This is a genomic window from Pseudomonas sp. TMW22091 (assembly GCF_022496705.1).
In the GTDB taxonomy this organism is placed as follows: Bacteria; Pseudomonadota; Gammaproteobacteria; order Pseudomonadales; family Pseudomonadaceae; genus Aquipseudomonas; species Aquipseudomonas saxonica.
This window is the reverse complement of sequence record NZ_SCFI01000002.1, coordinates 253,656-271,015: the sequence shown is the minus strand read 5'-3', so window position 1 is coordinate 271,015 and position 17,360 is coordinate 253,656. Positions and strand designations below refer to the sequence as shown.

The following is a 17,360-nucleotide window of genomic DNA, read 5'->3' as shown; positions in this document are numbered from 1 at the left end:
CTTCAGGCCGGCGGCACAGTCTGCTGCGCAGCCCCCAACGTCAAAAACTCCACCAGATCCGTCAGCGGCAGCGGTTTGCTGATGAAGTAGCCCTGTACCTGGTCGCAGCCAAACTCGCGCAGCAACGATAATTGCTCGGGGGTTTCGACGCCCTCGGCGACCACTTCCAGTTCCAGGTTGTGAGCCAGGTTGATCATGGCTAAAACCAGCTTGCGGTTTTCTTCACGGTCTTCCATGCCGCCCACGAAGCTTTTATCAATTTTAAGCAGTGCAATTGGCAGGCTGTTGAGGTGAACAAACGATGAGAAACCCGTACCAAAGTCATCCAGAGAGAAACGTACGCCCAGTCGCCCCAGCGCATCCATCGTCTGCTTGACCAAATCACTGCGGCGCATCACGGCGGTTTCCGTCAGTTCGAACTCAAGCCAGTTGGCTTCAACGCCACGCTCGGTGATCAGGCGGCTAAGGGTCGACAGTAACTGACTGTCTTGAAACTGGCGGAACGAGAGGTTGACGGCCATATGCAAGGGCGCCAGCCCTCGCTCGCGCAGCGCCTGCATATCACGCAGGGCACGCGAAATGACCCAGTAACCCAGCGGCACGATCAGCCCGCTTTGCTCGGCCAGTGGCACGAACTCATTGGGCGCGAGCAATCCGCGCTCGCCATGTCGCCAGCGCACCAGCGCTTCCAGCCCCACGATATTTCCCGTGATCAAATCCAGACGCGGCTGGTAATGCAACTCCAGTTCGTCGCAGCGCAAAGCACGGCGCAGTTCACTTTCGAGGTCGGCCAGGCTTCGGGCATTGCGATTGATGCGCTCGTCGAACAGATGATAAGTACAGCCCTGGGTGCTTTTGGCCTGTTGCATGGCGATGTGCGCATGCCACATCAAGGGGTCGGCCCCGGCATTGACGCGGGCATGGGCAATCCCGAGGCTGCAACCGAGCAGCAGGCTTTCGCCGTCGATCCAGTAAGGCTCGGACAACACCTCGATGATACGTTCGGCCATCCATTCGGCACGCTCCGGCGCTCGCCGGGTATCGATCAAGAGTGCGAACTCATCGCTGCCTAACCGCGCCAACTGATCACCGGCTTCAAGTCTGCTTTTAAGGCGTGCAACCACCTGCAGAATCAATCGGTCACCGGCCTGATGCCCCAGCGCATCGTTGGCGTGACGGAAGTTGTCCAGATCCAGATGCCCAAGCGCCAGGCCCCGCCCTTCGTTTTCAGCAAGGCGTACGGCCAGCAGGGTCTGGAAGCCCTGGCGGTTGGCGATACCGGTGAGCGGGTCCTCTTCGGCCAGACGCTGCAAGGTGTATTCAAGAATGCCGCGCTCACGCACATGGCGTAGACAACGTCGCAGCACATCAGTGGTCAGACTCGGCCTGACCAGCCAGTCGCTGACGTCCTGAGGTGAGGTTTTGGGCTCCGCGTCCAGTAATAATACGGTGGGCAAGCGGCAACGACCCGGGGCAGGTTGCAAGGTGCGCGTAGTCAGGAGCAGTGCGTTTCGATCATTCTCAAACAGGTAGCTGACAGACTCCCAGTTTGGCGCGCACAACAAAATGACTGAGCCTCCCATCGGTAGCAGGCACTTTCGTACCAACGCTTCCCAAGAAGGATCTTCAGCCAGTAAAAGCAAACGCAAGGGTTCGACATGCTCAGACAAGCTAACTCCCTGGACTCTACTTAATGGAGTGATGGGCATTATGGTGCTCCCGCGGGTCATGGCACAGAGACCATTTGTCTGGAGCACGCGACCTGAACCTACCGTAAGGTAGACGCAAAATAAGGGGGTAGCCTGCGACAAACGCATAAAAGCGGCAAATTTAGATCAAGAGCCGTGTCACACCGTCGCACAGAGGCAGCATTATCTGCTCAGCCTGTTAAAATGCTCGCCCTTTTTACACACGACCCCCTAACTCGTCATGTCCCGACTCAATCCCCGGCAGCAAGAAGCCGTGAGCTACGTCGGCGGCCCTCTTTTGGTGCTCGCCGGCGCAGGCTCCGGCAAAACCAGCGTGATTACCCGAAAAATCGCGCATCTGATTCAGAACTGCGGCATCCGTGCCCAATACATCGTCGCCATGACCTTTACCAACAAAGCCGCCCGGGAGATGAAGGAACGGGTCGGAACGCTGCTTAAAAAGGGCGAAGGCAGAGGCTTGACGGTGTGTACGTTCCACAATCTGGGGCTGAACATCATCCGCAAGGAACATGCGCGATTGGGTTATAAGCCGGGCTTTTCGATCTTTGACGAAGCCGACGTCAAAGCGCTGATGGCCGACATCATGCAAAAGGAATACTCGGGCGACGACGGGGTCGATGAAATCAAGAACATGATCGGCTCGTGGAAAAACGACCTGATCCTGCCGCCCGAGGCGTTGGAAAATGCGCGTAACCCCAAGGAACAGACGGCCGCCATTGTTTACACCCATTACCAACGCACGCTCAAAGCCTATAACGCCGTGGACTTTGATGACCTGATCCTGCTGCCGGTCAAGCTCTTCGAAGAGCACGCCGACATTCTGGAAAAGTGGCAAAACAAGGTGCGCTACCTGTTGGTGGACGAGTATCAGGACACCAACGCCAGCCAGTACTTGCTGGTGAAATACCTGATTGGCACGCGCAACCAGTTCACTGTGGTTGGCGATGATGACCAGTCGATCTACGCATGGCGCGGTGCCCGCCCAGAAAACCTGATGCTGCTCAAGGACGATTATCCGTCCCTGAAAGTGGTCATGCTGGAGCAAAACTATCGCTCCACCAGCCGCATCTTGCGTTGCGCCAACGTGCTGATTGCCAACAACCCGCATGCCTTCGAGAAACAACTGTGGAGTGAGATGGGCCACGGTGATGAAGTGCGGGTGATTCGTTGCCGTAACGAAGACGCCGAAGCAGAGCGCGTGGCGGTTGAAATTCTCACGCTGCACCTGCGCACCGACCGGCCTTACAGTGACTTTGCGATTCTCTACCGCGGGAACTATCAGGCCAAACTGATTGAATTGAAGCTTCAGCATCATCAAATTCCGTACCGCTTGTCGGGTGGCAACAGCTTTTTTGGACGTCAGGAGGTTAAAGACCTGATGGCCTACTTCCGCCTGATCGTAAACCCGGATGATGACAACGCCTTCTTGCGGGTTATCAATGTCCCGCGCCGAGAAATCGGTTCGACTACGCTGGAAAAGCTCGGAAACTACGCCACCGAACGCAAGATTTCGATGTATGCGGCCACCGATGAAATCGGCCTGGGCGAGCACCTGGACGCTCGCTTCACCGATCGTCTGGTGCGTTTCAAACGTTTTATGGACCGTGTGCGAGAACACTGCTCGGGTGAAGATCCGATTGCGGCACTGCGCAGCATGATCATGGACATCGACTACGAGAACTGGCTGCGCACCAACAGTTCCAGCGACAAGGCGGCTGACTACCGTATGTCCAACGTCTGGTTTCTGGTCGAGGCGTTGAAAAACACCCTCGAAAAAGACGAAGACGGCGCCATGACCATTGAAGAAGCCATCGGCAAGCTGGTGCTGCGCGACATGCTTGAACGCCAGCAAGAAGAGGAAGACGGTGCCGAGGGCGTGCAAATGATGACGTTGCATGCCTCCAAAGGCCTGGAGTTCCCTTACGTGTTCATCATGGGCATGGAAGAAGAGATCCTGCCGCACCGCTCCAGCATTGAAGCAGACACCATCGAAGAAGAGCGCCGCCTTGCCTACGTGGGCATTACCCGCGCACGTGAGACGCTGGCGTTTACCTTCGCCGCCAAGCGCAAGCAGTACGGTGAGATCATCGACTGCGCGCCGAGCCGCTTCCTTGATGAGTTGCCCCCGGACGATTTGGCCTGGGAAGGCAACGATGACACCCCTACCGAAGTTAAAGCGGTTCGCGGAAATACGGCATTGGCCGATATACGCGCCATGCTAAAACGTTAAAATCGACTATTTTTCACTCTACCTTCAGCGCATATGCGCTATTTGAGGACGTTACGTTGGAAGCACTGCACAAGAAAATTCGCGAAGAAGGCATCGTGCTTTCCGATCAAGTTTTGAAGGTCGACGCCTTTTTGAACCATCAGATCGATCCGTACCTGATGAAGCAGATTGGCGATGAGTTCGCGCGCTTGTTCAAGGATGCGGGCGTCACCAAGATCGTCACCATCGAAGCCTCGGGCATTGCCCCGGCCGTGATGACTGGCTTGAACTTGGGCGTGCCGGTGATTTTTGCACGCAAGCACCAGTCCCTGACCCTGACTGAAAACCTGCTGACAGCGTCGGTGTACTCCTTCACCAAGCAAACTGAAAGCACCGTGGCTATCTCGCCGCGCCACTTGCAGGCCACTGACCGCGTGCTGGTAATCGACGATTTCCTGGCGAACGGCAAAGCGTCGCAGGCACTGATTTCGATCATCAAACAAGCCGGCGCAGAAGTTGCCGGCCTGGGTATCGTGATCGAGAAGTCGTTCCAGGGCGGCCGCGCTGAACTGGACGCCCAGGGCTACCGCGTTGAATCGCTGGCCCGGGTTAAATCCCTGGCGGGTGGCAAAGTCACGTTTATTGACTAAACCCGATCTGTAGTCGCTGCCGCTGTCAGCGATTGACAGCGCAGCGCACCCTGATTGCAGCCTGCGGCAGCGACTACTGGGTTACGGGGTGATGTTGCGCGTTGCCTCCAATCCCGCCAGCAGCAAACGCTGGTACAGCTCTTCACGCAGACCGTCTGGGTTTTCCAGCCCCATGCGTTCGAGGTGCTCAGGGAATGCCTGCGGTGAGGGCGCTTCCAGCGTGGCTTTGCCCAGTTCATAGATCTGCGTGAGCTTGAATTTGCTTTTAAGCCAGTTCAACGCCCGCAGCAGGTCTTGTTCTTGCGCGCTGAAATCGCTCCCCAGCGGATACTCCGGGAATAAATGCGGGTGCCGTTCGGCAATCCCCTGAAGGCGCTCCGGGCTGTTGTCCGTAAACCGTGGGTCAAGGCAAAAATCTTCCGGCAACTTACGGAAGAACTGGGCCTGGGCAATCAGTTCGGCCTGAAAGCGTGAATCGGTGATATTGAGCAACGCTTCGATCACTTGACGATCCGTTTTGCCACGCAAGTCCGCGATGCCGTATTCGGTGATCACAATGTCGCGTAAATGGCGCGGGATGGTGCAATGACCGTATTCCCAGACAATATTGGAATTTACTTCCCCGCCTGACTCACGCCAGCTGCGCAGAAGGATAATGGAGCGCGCGTCGTGTAATGCATGGCCTTGGGCAACAAAATTATATTGGCCGCCCACCCCGCTCAGCACTCGACCGTCCTCCAGTTGATCAGACACGGTGGCCCCGAGCAGCGTCATGGTGAATGCGCTGTTCACAAAACGGGCATCTCGCCGTTGCAAACGCTTCAGGTCTTCCTGGCCGTACAGCTCATTGATGTAGCTGATTGCGGTCATGTTGAATTCAGCACGCTGGCTGAGTGGTAACGCCCTTAAGCGCTGGTAAAAACTGTCTGGCCCCAATATGAAACCACCATGAACACTGACCCCATCGGTGTGCAGGGATTCGTCCAGAGTGCCAGCATTGGCTTGGCTCTGGCGCTCGACATCGGGGTAGACCTTGCGTCGAACAATGCCCGCATCCACCAGCACCATCAGCCCACTTACAAACATTTCACTGCATCCGTACAGGCCTTGGGCAAAGGGCCGGGTGCCACCTTCGCGTTCAATCAGGGCCTGCCAAGGGGTTACATCGATCGTGTCCAACAGGGCGCGATAGCCTTCACCGTCGGATTGTCGCGCGAGCAAGGCCGCGGTCAATGCATCCCCCATCGAGCCGATACCAATTTGTAACGTACCGCCATCGCGAATCAAGGTGCTGGTATGCACGCCGATGAAATGATCTTGCAGGGTGAGCGGCATGTTGGGGGTTGAGAACAAACGTGTGCGCTCAACGTCGTCGATCAGGTAATCGAAGTCAGCGGCATTGACCTCTGAATCGCCCGGCATATACGGCAAGTCGCCATGAACCTGACCCACCATCAGAATGGTTTCGCCTGCGGCTCGGCGTTTAGCGATCATGGGCAGCAAATCAAGGGTGATGTCAGGGTTACAACTGAGGCTCAAACGGCTGGAGTCCTGCGGGTCGCAAGCAATCAACTGCGCAATCACGTTCAAACCACTCGCATTGATGTCACGGGCAGCGTGGCTGTAATTGCTGCTGACGTAGTCCTGCTGCGCTGGCGGGCTATCCAGCAAGCTGCCCGCCTGCATATAGAATTGCTGAATGTGAATATTGGCCGGCATACGGTTGTGGCGCAGGTCAGCCAAATAATCGAGCTCGATATAATCGCCGAACACCCTTTCAACAAAGGGCTCAAGAAAGCGTTGCTGCAACCCATCACCCAGCGGCGGGCGACCAAGACTCAAGGCGGTATAAATCGTTAACTGGCGCTCAGGCAGACCTTTGATCCGCTGATACAGCGCATTGATCAACCGATTGGGCTTGCCCAACCCCAGCGGAGTACCCAGGCGAATATGGGCTGGCAAACATGCGAGCAGCTCATCAACTGTGCGCTCGATCGAACAGGACTGCACCATCTGACCCTCCTTTACCATCCGTGTATAGAGATGTGACAGAGAGTGACTGTAGTAGGTTGCAAAGGGCAGCAATGTGCGCGCCTGTTTGCACGAACGGCGCCCGCTGTTTTTTCAGGAGGGAAACGTGTGCCCGCGCGATGAATCGCACGGGCACAACACGCTTTGACGCGGGGTGTTACAGCTTGATCCAGGTGGATTTCAGCTCGGTGTATTTGTCGAACGCATGCAACGACTTATCGCGGCCATTACCGGATTGCTTGAACCCGCCAAACGGCGCAGTCATGTCACCGCCATCGTATTGGTTAACCCACACGCTACCGGCCCGCAGCGCTTTGGCGGTCAGGTGCGCCTTTGAAATATCGGCCGTCCAGACAGCGGCAGCCAGGCCATAAGGGGTGTCGTTGGCAATCTGGATCGCTTCAGCAGCTGTATCGAAGGAGATGACCGACAGCACGGGGCCAAAGATCTCTTCCTGGGCGATTTTCATGGCATTGCTGACGCCGTCGAAGATGGTCGGCTCAACGTAAGTCCCGCCCGTTTCTTGCAGGATTTGCTTACCGCCCGCGACCAGTTTGGCGCCTTCGCTGTGACCCGATTCGATGTACGACAGCACGGTATTCATTTGCTGTGTGTCGACCAGAGCGCCCACAGTGGTTTCAGGGTCCAGCGGATTGCCTGGCTTCCAGCCTTTGAGGGCTTCGATCACCAATGGCAGGAAGGTGTCTTTGATCGAACGCTCGACCAGCAGGCGAGAACCTGCGGTGCAGACTTCGCCCTGATTGAAGGCGATCGCGCTGGCGGCGGATTCGGCTGCAGCCTTAAGGTCTGGCGCGTCGGCGAAGACGATATTAGGGCTTTTACCACCCGCCTCCAGCCAGATGCGCTTCATGTTCGATTCGCCAGAGTAAATCATCAGCTGCTTGGCGATCTTGGTGGAACCGGTGAACACCAGGGTGTCGACATCCATGTGCAAGGCCAAGGCTTTGCCGACGGTGTGGCCATAACCAGGCAGCACGTTAAGAACGCCTGCCGGAATACCTGCCTCAACAGCCAGTGCAGCAATGCGGATAGCCGTCAGTGGCGATTTTTCTGAAGGTTTGAGGATGACCGAGTTACCCGTAGACAACGCAGGCCCCAGTTTCCAGCACGCCATCATCAGCGGGAAGTTCCACGGCACAATGGCGCCGACCACGCCGACCGCTTCACGGGTAACCAGGCCCAATTGGTCATGTGGGGTGGCGGCCACTTCATCGTAAATTTTATCGATGGCTTCACCGCTCCAGCTCAGTGCACCGGCGGCGCCAGGTACGTCGATGTGCAGCGAATCGCTAATAGGCTTACCCATGTCCAGGGTTTCAAGCAGCGCCAGCTCCTCGGCGTTTTGCTTGAGCAGATCGGCAAAACGAATCATCACCGCTTTACGCTTGGCAGGTGCCAGCCGCGACCAGACGCCTGACTCGAAGGTTTTGCGGGCGTTTTCAACAGCACGCTTGGCGTCGGCGGCGTCGCAACTGGCGACCTTGCCCAGCAAGCGGCCGTCGACCGGGCTGAGGCACTCGAATGTTTCATTGGAGACTGCGTTGGTGTATTCACCGTTGATAAACGCACGACCTTCGATTTTTAGCTGTTGGGCCCGTTGCTCCCAATCAGCACGCGTCAGGGTGGTCATTCGAGTGTCCTCCTCATTGTTCAATGGAAGTGCCACCCTAACGAGTGGCCCTGGAACTTTCAATATATTTGACACATGGGGCGCGAATGGCTTGGCTTGTTCGTTTTAATAAACATAATCTTGTGTCTTTAAAGCCCACACATCACACATTCACGGGGGACAAGCACCATGAGTATCGAAAGTATCGTCGATTTCAGCACGGCCAACACTCAGACGGAGCGCTTCAGCCCGGCTCCAGAAAAAGTGCTCAAGGGCTCTCCTGAGCAAGTCATCCACAATCACTACAACAGTCCTTGTGGGCAGATGAATGCTGGCGTGTGGGAAGGAGCGGTAGGTCAATGGACCGTCAATTACACCGAGCATGAATACTGCGAAATCATGCAGGGCGTTTCAGTTCTGCGTGACCATCAAGGGAATGCCAAGACACTCCGTGCTGGTGATCGTTTCGTAATCCCGGCCGGATTCAGGGGCACATGGGAAGTACTGGAGCCATGTCGGAAGATTTACGTCGTATTTGAGCAGACCCCTCCCACGCTCTGATTTAGACCACTTGAAAGCCTCGCCCTGATGACAGGGCGGGGCTTTTTATTGCCTGCTCTGGCACCCCTCAATGCACAAACGCCGAAACACCTCAGGCAATGCGCGCGGGTCAAATTAAGCCAGTCTTTGGAGGCAGGAGCTGCGGAGCCAAACACTCATGGACGAGAAGGCACTGACAGTCTCACCGCTCATACTCAATGACTGACAAGGATGATTTATGTCGACTTTTACTGTGGTTAAAGGTGCAGCACTGGCTGCATGTGTAGCAATTTCGGCGTTTTCACTGCCATCGATGGCTGCTGAAGACGGGCTGTGCAATAAAAACATGGCAATCAACTATTTTTTGGCACCAGAGGCAACGCCTGAGCTGGTTGAGTGGTTACGCCATGCTTACGGCGCACGCGAGGTTCGCGTAGAACGGCCGGGAGAAGCCTTCACCAAAGAGTTCAACGCCTTTCGCTTGAGAGTGCTGGTGGACGAAGAGAATGTGTTGATCAAACAAATGTGTGGGTAAAGGCGCTTGGGGGTCTTTTTGACGGGGCACGGAAACGCAGTGAACTTCTCTGCTGAAGCCCCCGCAAATACCTGCTTTTAATCAATCAAAAATCTATCTATGCAAGGAAGCTACACGATGACGTTAATAAAACTGAAAACAACAGCGCTGGTCGGCTTGGTAGCGCTTGGCTTGGGTGCTCTGGAGGCATCCGCAGCGGAGACGGTCGCAGGCAAATGCCACCTTGAGTTTGCGTTGACCAAAATGATGCACCCGGCCACGCCGGAGTTTCTGGAAGATATCCGTAACCGTTCGGGCTCAGCCACAGTACGCGTTGAAAAACCGGGTGAGAATTACACGCAAGAATTTCGCGATGATCGCTTGCGTGTCATCGTCGACAAAAACAACATCATGCAGCGCTATCTGTGCGGCTAATGGCATGACGCAGGCTTAGCTGTTGAGTCCCCTTCAAACACAAAAAAGGCCCGTATCTCGCGATACGGGCCTTTTTTGTAAGAAGAAAAACCAATTACTTGATTTTGGCTTCTTTGTAGATCACGTGCTTGCGAACCCGCGGATCGAATTTTTTGATTTCGATTTTGTCCGGAGTGGTGCGCTTGTTCTTATCAGTGGTGTAGAAATGGCCTGTACCAGCGCTCGACACCAAACGGATCAATTCACGCATGATTAGCTCCCTTAGATCTTGCCAGCACGGCGGATTTCGGCCAGCACGACAGTAATGCCGCGCTTGTCGATGATACGCATGCCTTTAGCAGATACGCGCAGACGAACAAAACGTTTCTCTTCTTCAACCCAGAAGCGGTGATGCTGCAGGTTCGGCAGGAAACGACGACGGGTTTTGTTATTTGCGTGGGAAATGTTATTCCCAGTCACCGGACCCTTACCGGTAACTTGACAGACTCTCGACATGCCTCAGCCCTCTAAAACCACATGCCCAACCCGGCATGGGTTGGCCGCTTAATCTCTCAGTCATGGCGCCAGGCGCCGCGTTTCTTTAAGGGTCTTACCGGCTACACCTACAAACGCAGGAACCGGGCCCCTAGAAAAGAGCGCTGCTTTATACCAGAAAGACTAAAGAGCAACAACAAGCGATGTGATTTGCTGTAATTAATTTAGCGCGCATTCTAGCGCCAATCTGCGCTAAAGCCTATGTCCGGCTATCTACTACCGCTCGTCGCGAGATGAAAGTTTTCAGTCCGAATTGGGCAAGGCCAAGGGTGCTGCGTAAATTCTGGCTACGCAGGGATGCCACAGATTACGCGTTAAAACGGTAGTCATTTGTCTACCTGCACACTACGGTAGGACTTTTCCAGACTGCACTCGCAGATGGGCCCCATCGACTTGCAAAGGAAACACACCATGCGCCTCGCTGCCGCCCCCTTTTTGCTGACAATGTGCTTGAGCCCGTGGGTTCACGCGGCCCCATTGACCGTTTGCACCGAGGCAAGCCCAGAAGGGTTCGACGTGGTGCAGTACAACTCGCTTACCACCACCAATGCCTCCGCAGACGTGCTGATGAACCGGCTGGTGGACTTTGACGCGCAAACGGGCAAGTTGGTGCCGGGGCTGGCGCAAAGCTGGTCAGTGTCCTCTGATGGCCTTGTGTACGATTTCAAATTGCGCCCCGGGGTCAAATTTCACACCACTAAATATTTCACCCCAAGCCGGGAACTGAACGCCGAAGATGTGCGTTTCAGCTTTGAGCGCATGCTGGACCCCGCCAACCCCTGGCACAAGGTTGCCCAAAGCGGTTTCCCTCACGCGCAATCCTTGCAGTTGCCAGCACTGGTCAAAAAAATCGAGACACCTGACCCGCTCACCGTGCGCTTTACCCTTAGCCATCCAGACTCCACATTCCTGCCCGCTCTGAGCATGGGTTTCGCCTCGATTTATTCAGCCGAGTATGCCGACAAGCTGCTCAAGGCTGGCACCCCTGAGCTGATGAACAGCCAGCCAATTGGCACAGGCCCATTTGTGTTCTCTCGTTTTCAGAAAGATGCGGTGGTGCGCTACAAGGCCAATCCTGATTATTTCGCGGGCAAACCTTCGGTTGACGGGCTGATTTACGCCATCACCCCAGATGCCAACGTACGACTGCAAAAACTGCGTCAGAACGAATGCCAGATAGCCCTTTCGCCAAAACCGCTGGACGTGGACAGCGCCTCCAAAGACCCGGCATTAAGCGTCGCTCAGACCCCCGCTTTTATGACTGCGTTTGTGGCCATCAACAGCCAGCATCCGCCGCTGGACAAACCTGAAGTGCGTCAAGCGATCAACCTGGCATTCGATAAAGACACCTACCTTAAAGCCGTGTTTGAAAACAGCGCTCAGGCGGCTAACGGCATCTACCCGGCCACCACCTGGAGCTATGCCAAGGACTTGCCGGGGTACGCTTACGATCCGAAAAAAGCCAAGGAACTGCTGGCCAAGGCGGGCCTCAAGGACGGTTTCAAAACAACCATCTGGACACGCCCAACAGGCAGCGTGCTAAACCCCAACCCAAGCCTGGGTGCGCAGTTATTGCAGGCTGACTTGGCCAAAGTTGGGATTCAGGCTGATATTCGGGTGATTGAATGGGGCGAATTGATTCGCCGTGCCAAGGCCGGCGAGCATGACTTGCTGTTTATGGGCTGGGCCGGGGATAACGGCGACCCGGACAACTTCCTCACACCGCAATTTTCCTGCGCAGCCGTGAAGTCCGGGACTAACTTTGCGCGTTATTGCGACAAAACGCTGGACAGTTTGATCAGCGAGGGCAAAACCCTCACCGATCAGGACAAACGCAGCGCGCTGTATCAAAAAGCTCAAGGGCTGATTCAGCAACAAGCGCTTTGGCTCCCCCTGGCACACCCAACGGCTTACGCGCTCACCCGCAAAAACGTACAGGGTTATCAGGTGAACCCGTTTGGCAGACAGGATTTTTCGACCGTCAGCGTCAAACCGTAATCCTTACATCCAGCCGTGCTCAACCATTGAAAGCGGCTGGCCTTCGCCAACAATAAAATGATCAAGCACTCGCACCTCAATCAAATCCAGTGCCTCGGTGAGGCGCTGAGTCAGCGTGCGGTCGGCCTCGCTGGGCAAACTAATACCTGACGGATGGTTATGGCAGAAAATCACTGCCGCGGCGTTGTGCGCAAGGGCTCGCTTGACCACTTGGCGCGGATACACGCTGGCGCTGTCGATAGAGCCCCGGAACAACACCTCAAAGGCTAGCATTCTGTGTTTGGTGTCCATAAACAGACACCCGAACACCTCATGCTGTTCATGGCGCACTTGTGAGGTGAGAAAGTCTCGAACCGCCTGCGGGCTTTCCAGTGCGCAATCACGGCGCAAGCGCTCAGCCAAGTGACGACGGCCCATTTCGAGGACGGCCTGTAATTGGGTGAACTTGGCTGGCCCAAGCCCAAGCGGTCGGCAAAATGAGCTTAAGTCTGCCTCCAGCAAAGCCCGCAGACTCCCGAACTCATTGAGTAGATGGCGGGCCAGATCAACAGCGCTTTTGCCTGAGACTCCAGTGCGCAGGAAGATTGCCAATAGCTCGGCATCAGAAAGACTGGATGATCCATGCTCTAAAAGTTTCTCGCGCGGTCGTTCGGCCGCGGGCCAATCTCTGATACTCATAACACCTCCGTGTGAGTGGTCGCCCGCTGTTCCCTGGCAGGCGCTGTGTTATCTTAGCCCATCATTTTTGCGTGGCATTTGGCCATTTTCCGCGCAGTCATCATCGAACTAAAAGGCAGGCCTATGCAGCGGCTGTATCGAAAACGCATTGTTTTGGGCGTCGGCGGCGGCATCGCGGCTTACAAGAGTGCAGAGCTGGTTCGTCGTCTGCTGGATCAAGGCGCCGAAGTCCGCGTTGTGATGACGCGCGGCGGCAGCGAATTCATCACCCCCCTGACCATGCAGGCCCTTTCCGGTCACCCCGTTCATCTGGACTTGCTCGACCCGGCGGCAGAAGCCGCCATGGGTCATATCGAGCTGGCCAAGTGGGCCGATCTGGTGCTTATCGCGCCAGCGACCGCTGACCTGATCGCACGTCTTGCCCAAGGGTTGGCCAATGATCTGCTGACCACGCTGGTGCTCGCCACTGATGCCACGGTTGCCATTGCGCCCGCGATGAATCAGGCCATGTGGCGTGATCCTGCCACGCAAGCCAACACTCAATTGCTGCAAAGCCGCGGCTTGCGCGTGTTTGGGCCGGCCTCCGGGAGCCAGGCCTGTGGCGACGTGGGCTTTGGACGCATGCTGGAAGCCGATGATCTGGTGCATTGCGCAGCAGAGTGCTTTCAGCGCCAGCTGTTGACCGGCAAACACGTGCTGATTACCGCTGGACCGACGCAGGAAAACATCGATCCGGTGCGTTACATCACTAACCACAGCTCGGGGAAAATGGGCTTTGCCCTCGCCGAAGCGGCGGTTGAGGCCGGTGCCCGCGTGACCCTGATTACAGGCCCGGTGCACTTGCCGACCCCGGATCGGGTGAGCCGCATTGACGTCGTCAGTGCCCGCGACATGCTCGCGGCATGTGAAGCAGCGATCCCGTGTGACGTGTTTATTGCCTCGGCTGCCGTCGCGGATTACCGCCCAGAAGTCGTCGCCCCGCAAAAACTCAAGAAAGACCCTACCAAAGGTGACGGCCTGTTGCTGCAAATGGTGCGCAACCCCGACATCCTGGCCACCATTGCTACACGCCCTGACCGTCCATTCAGTGTCGGCTTCGCCGCAGAAACCGAGCACTTGCTCGATTACGCTGCGCGCAAGCTGAAGGACAAGAACCTTGACCTGATTGTCGCCAATGACGTGGCTAACCCCAGCATTGGCTTCAACAGCGAAGAGAACGCGTGCAGCGTGATTGATCGTCAATTGCACGCCACTGTGTTTGCCCAGACCAGCAAGGGCAAGATTGCCCGCCAGCTGATCACTTTTATCGCCGAACGTCTGAACCAGGTTTAACTCGTATGCACGCTTTACAAGCAAAAATTCTCGACCCACGCATTGGCAACGAATTTCCGTTGCCGCAGTACGCCACACCCGGCTCCGCGGGCCTTGACCTGCGCGCCATGCTCAAACAGGACACGGTGCTGGAGCCAGGGCAAACCCTGCTGATTCCCACTGGCCTGTCGATTTACATTGGTGATCCGGGCCTCGCGGCGCTGATCTTGCCGCGCTCGGGCCTGGGCCATAAGCACGGTATCGTGCTGGGTAACCTGGTCGGTCTGATCGACTCCGATTACCAGGGCGAACTCATGGTGTCGTGCTGGAACCGTGGTCAGACCGCCTTCAACATCACCATCGGTGAGCGCATCGCTCAGTTGGTGCTGGTGCCGGTCGTACAGGCACACTTTGAGATGGTTGAAGCATTTGACGAAAGCCAACGTGGCGCCGGCGGTTTCGGGCACTCCGGCAAGCTTTGATTGTGAAGTATCCGCTCGGGCGCCCTGCCTGAGCGGATGTGTCTGACGGGTTAATTCAGGATGATTCTCGCCCGGATGGGGTTACCTTTTTCAGCCTCGAATTCAATGGCAGCCTTGTGCCATAAGCCCAGTGATGCCAAATGGCCTCTCGAACTCTCGCGCCAAAACACCGTCCAAACCTTCAGTTTGCGTTCAACAGCCTACCTTCACCCCCGTGATTGCAGGCCGTAACGCCCAGTCGTTTTAGCGCGCCTGATCGTTTCAACGCGTCGATTGAATTCTCTGAAAGACAATGGAGTCCCCCTGTAATGAGCAGTCCAGCTACGGTTGCACCGAAGTTCCCTGACAGTATCTTTCGCGCCTACGACATTCGAGGCGTCGTGCCGACCACGTTGACTGCTGAAACTGCCTACTGGGTAGGACGGGCCATCGGCTCCCAGAGCTTGGCTCAGGGCGAACCCAATGTGTCGGTAGGGCGCGACGGCCGCTTATCTGGCCCGGAACTGGTTGAGCGTTTGATTCAAGGTGTAGCGGACAGCGGCTGCCACGTCAGCGATGTGGGCCTGGTGCCAACACCCGCACTGTATTACGCCGCGAACGTGCTGGCAGGCAAGTCGGGGGTGATGCTCACAGGCAGCCATAACCCGTCGAACTACAATGGTTTCAAAATCGTCATCGCGGGCGACACACTGGCCAACGAGCAGATTCAGGCGCTGCATACCCGCCTTAAAACCAATGATTTGACCTCAGGCGAAGGCAGCATCACCCAAGTCGATATTCTGCCGCGCTATTTCGATGAAATTACCCAAGACATCAAGCTGGCCAAACGCCTGAAGGTGGTGGTCGACTGCGGTAACGGCGCGGCCGGGGTCATCGCGCCCCAACTGATCGAAGCGTTGAATTGTGAAGTGATACCGCTGTTCTGCGAGGTAGATGGCAACTTCCCCAACCATCACCCGGACCCGGGCAAACCTGAAAACCTGGTGGATTTGATCGCCAAGGTCAAAGAAACCAACGCTGATCTCGGGCTGGCCTTCGATGGCGACGGCGACCGTGTAGGCGTGGTGACCAATACGGGCACGATGGTGTTCCCTGATCGTTTGTTGATGCTGTTCGCCCAGGATGTGCTGACACGTAATCCGGCCGCCGAAATCATCTTCGATGTGAAGTGCACGCGTCTTCTGACCCCTCTGATCAAAGAATATGGCGGCCGTCCCCTGATGTGGAAGACCGGTCATTCGTTGATCAAAAAGAAAATGAAAGAAACCGGAGCTTTGCTGGCCGGCGAGATGAGCGGGCATATTTTCTTCAAAGAGCGCTGGTTCGGCTTTGATGACGGTATTTACAGCGCGGCCCGCCTGCTGGAAGTGCTCAGCAAGCAGCAAATGAGCGCCGAAGAACTGTTTGAGACCTTCCCGAACGATATTTCTACGCCAGAAATCAATATCGATGTGACGGATGAGAGCAAATTCAGCATCATTGACGCCTTGCACGACGCTCAATGGGGTGACGACGCCAAGCTGACCTCTATTGATGGTGTCCGCGTCGACTACCCGCACGGCTGGGGCCTGGTTCGCGCATCCAACACCACCCCGGTGCTGGTGCTGCGATTTGAGGCTGAGTCCGAGACCGAACTGCAACGTATCAAGGATGTTTTTCACGCTCAATTAAAGCGTGTGGCACCTGACCTCTCCCTACCGTTTTGATCGACTTTGTAATACCGGAGCCCTGAATGACCCTCGAACGTGATGCCGCCTCCAACGTCGCCAAGGTTTTGTCCGAAGCGCTGCCCTACATTCGCCGTTACGTCGGCAAGACGCTGGTGATCAAGTACGGCGGCAACGCGATGGAGAACGATGAGCTGAAAACCGGCTTTGCCCGCGACATCGTGCTGATGAAGGCTGTGGGTATCAACCCGGTGGTCGTTCATGGTGGCGGCCCGCAAATCGGTGATCTGCTCAAGCGTTTGTCCATCGAGAGCCATTTTATCGACGGTATGCGCGTGACCGACTCGCAAACCATGGACGTGGTTGAGATGGTGCTGGGCGGTCACGTCAACAAAGAGATCGTCAACCTGATCAACCGCCATGGCGGTAGCGCCATCGGCCTGACGGGTAAAGATGCCACGCTGATTCGCGCCAAAAAAATGCTGGTGACTCGCCAGACGCCAGAAATGACCACCCCGGAAATCATCGATTTTGGTCATGTCGGTGAAGTGGTCGGTATCAATACTGATCTGCTAAACATGCTGACCAAGGGTGATTTCATCCCGGTGATCGCACCGATTGGCGTGGGCGAGAATGGTGAGTCTTACAACATCAACGCCGATCTGGTGGCGGGTAAAGTTGCCGAAGCGCTGAAGGCCGAAAAGCTGATGCTGCTGACCAACATTGCCGGTTTGATGGACAAAGAAGGCAAAGTGCTGACCGGTCTGACCACCGCGCAGGTCGATGACCTGATTGCCGATGGCACCATCTACGGTGGCATGCTGCCTAAAATCCGTTGCGCACTGGAGGCGGTACAAGGTGGCGTGACCACCGCGCACATCGTCGACGGCCGTGTACCCAATGCGGTACTGCTGGAAATCTTTACCGACACCGGTGTCGGTACGCTGATTACCAACAGCAAACCTGCATAAC

The 17,360-nt window shown here is 56.1% G+C and carries 15 protein-coding genes and 1 pseudogene; 10 read left to right on the top strand and 6 right to left on the bottom strand.

Annotated elements, in window-relative coordinates:
• Positions 1–2: 2 nt before the first annotated feature.
• Entirely contained in the window at positions 3–1,670 is a 1,668-nt protein-coding gene (locus tag EQV93_RS04960) for a putative bifunctional diguanylate cyclase/phosphodiesterase (RefSeq protein ID WP_240890974.1), read from the bottom strand.
• Between the two features lie 259 nt (positions 1,671–1,929).
• Here EQV93_RS04960 and rep point away from each other — a divergent pair, with 259 nt between their 5' ends.
• The gene (rep, locus tag EQV93_RS04955; RefSeq protein WP_122786272.1) at positions 1,930–3,939 is read left to right on the top strand and encodes a DNA helicase Rep; all 2,010 of its coding nucleotides are present in this window, start codon (positions 1,930–1,932) and stop codon (positions 3,937–3,939) included.
• A gap of 56 nt (positions 3,940–3,995) precedes the next feature.
• Positions 3,996–4,568 carry a xanthine phosphoribosyltransferase gene (locus EQV93_RS04950; protein ID WP_122786271.1) on the top strand — a complete coding sequence of 191 codons (573 nt, stop codon included), beginning with the start codon at positions 3,996–3,998 and terminating at the stop codon, positions 4,566–4,568.
• A gap of 81 nt (positions 4,569–4,649) precedes the next feature.
• Here EQV93_RS04950 and EQV93_RS04945 read toward each other — a convergent pair whose 3' ends face one another.
• Both EQV93_RS04945 and EQV93_RS04940 read right to left on the bottom strand, forming a co-directional pair.
• A complete protein-coding gene (locus tag EQV93_RS04945) occupies positions 4,650–6,581 on the bottom strand; it encodes an acetyl-CoA hydrolase/transferase C-terminal domain-containing protein (RefSeq protein WP_122786270.1) in 1,932 nt (643 codons plus the stop codon).
• 175 nt (positions 6,582–6,756) lie between these two features.
• A complete protein-coding gene (locus tag EQV93_RS04940) occupies positions 6,757–8,250 on the bottom strand; it encodes an aldehyde dehydrogenase (protein ID WP_122786269.1) in 1,494 nt (497 codons plus the stop codon).
• Positions 8,251–8,418: 168 nt separating this feature from the next.
• Between EQV93_RS04940 and EQV93_RS04935 the strand changes: the two genes are divergently transcribed.
• From EQV93_RS04935 to EQV93_RS04925, 3 genes are all read left to right on the top strand, one after another.
• Positions 8,419–8,790, top strand: a complete 372-nt coding sequence (locus EQV93_RS04935; protein ID WP_122786268.1) for a cupin domain-containing protein — start codon at positions 8,419–8,421, stop codon at positions 8,788–8,790.
• Positions 8,791–9,007: 217 nt separating this feature from the next.
• On the top strand, positions 9,008–9,304 hold the full coding sequence (locus tag EQV93_RS04930; RefSeq protein ID WP_122786267.1) for an I78 family peptidase inhibitor: 297 nt from the start codon (positions 9,008–9,010) through the stop codon (positions 9,302–9,304).
• Positions 9,305–9,421: 117 nt separating this feature from the next.
• Positions 9,422–9,718 carry an I78 family peptidase inhibitor gene (locus tag EQV93_RS04925; RefSeq protein WP_158636761.1) on the top strand — a complete coding sequence of 99 codons (297 nt, stop codon included), beginning with the start codon at positions 9,422–9,424 and terminating at the stop codon, positions 9,716–9,718.
• Positions 9,719–9,812: 94 nt separating this feature from the next.
• Here EQV93_RS04925 and rpmG read toward each other — a convergent pair whose 3' ends face one another.
• Together rpmG and rpmB are read right to left on the bottom strand one after the other, a co-directional pair.
• A complete protein-coding gene (gene rpmG, locus EQV93_RS04920) occupies positions 9,813–9,968 on the bottom strand; it encodes a 50S ribosomal protein L33 (RefSeq protein ID WP_003437824.1) in 156 nt (51 codons plus the stop codon).
• Between the two features lie 11 nt (positions 9,969–9,979).
• On the bottom strand, positions 9,980–10,213 hold the full coding sequence (gene rpmB / locus EQV93_RS04915) for a 50S ribosomal protein L28 (protein ID WP_019410280.1): 234 nt from the start codon (positions 10,211–10,213) through the stop codon (positions 9,980–9,982).
• Between the two features lie 450 nt (positions 10,214–10,663).
• Between rpmB and EQV93_RS04910 the strand changes: the two genes are divergently transcribed.
• Positions 10,664–12,250, top strand: coding sequence for an ABC transporter substrate-binding protein (locus EQV93_RS04910; protein ID WP_240890973.1), 1,587 nt, complete (start codon positions 10,664–10,666; stop codon positions 12,248–12,250).
• 3 nt (positions 12,251–12,253) lie between these two features.
• Here the strand turns inward: EQV93_RS04910 and radC are convergent, their stop codons facing one another.
• A complete protein-coding gene (gene radC / locus EQV93_RS04905) occupies positions 12,254–12,928 on the bottom strand; it encodes a RadC family protein (protein WP_122786264.1) in 675 nt (224 codons plus the stop codon).
• Positions 12,929–13,051: 123 nt separating this feature from the next.
• Here radC and coaBC point away from each other — a divergent pair, with 123 nt between their 5' ends.
• The 4 genes and pseudogenes from coaBC to argB all read left to right on the top strand — a co-directional run bounded on the left by coaBC (position 13,052) and on the right by argB (position 17,359).
• A complete protein-coding gene (gene coaBC, locus EQV93_RS04900) occupies positions 13,052–14,260 on the top strand; it encodes a bifunctional phosphopantothenoylcysteine decarboxylase/phosphopantothenate--cysteine ligase CoaBC (RefSeq protein ID WP_122786263.1) in 1,209 nt (402 codons plus the stop codon).
• Positions 14,261–14,265: 5 nt separating this feature from the next.
• Complete coding sequence (gene dut, locus EQV93_RS04895) at positions 14,266–14,721, top strand: dUTP diphosphatase (protein WP_122786262.1); 456 nt, start codon at positions 14,266–14,268, stop codon at positions 14,719–14,721.
• Positions 14,722–15,050: 329 nt separating this feature from the next.
• Positions 15,051–16,427, top strand: a pseudogene (locus tag EQV93_RS04890) (phosphomannomutase/phosphoglucomutase); the annotation flags it as partial.
• A gap of 26 nt (positions 16,428–16,453) precedes the next feature.
• Complete coding sequence (argB, locus tag EQV93_RS04885) at positions 16,454–17,359, top strand: acetylglutamate kinase (RefSeq protein WP_122786260.1); 906 nt, start codon at positions 16,454–16,456, stop codon at positions 17,357–17,359.
• Position 17,360 lies beyond the last annotated feature (1 nt).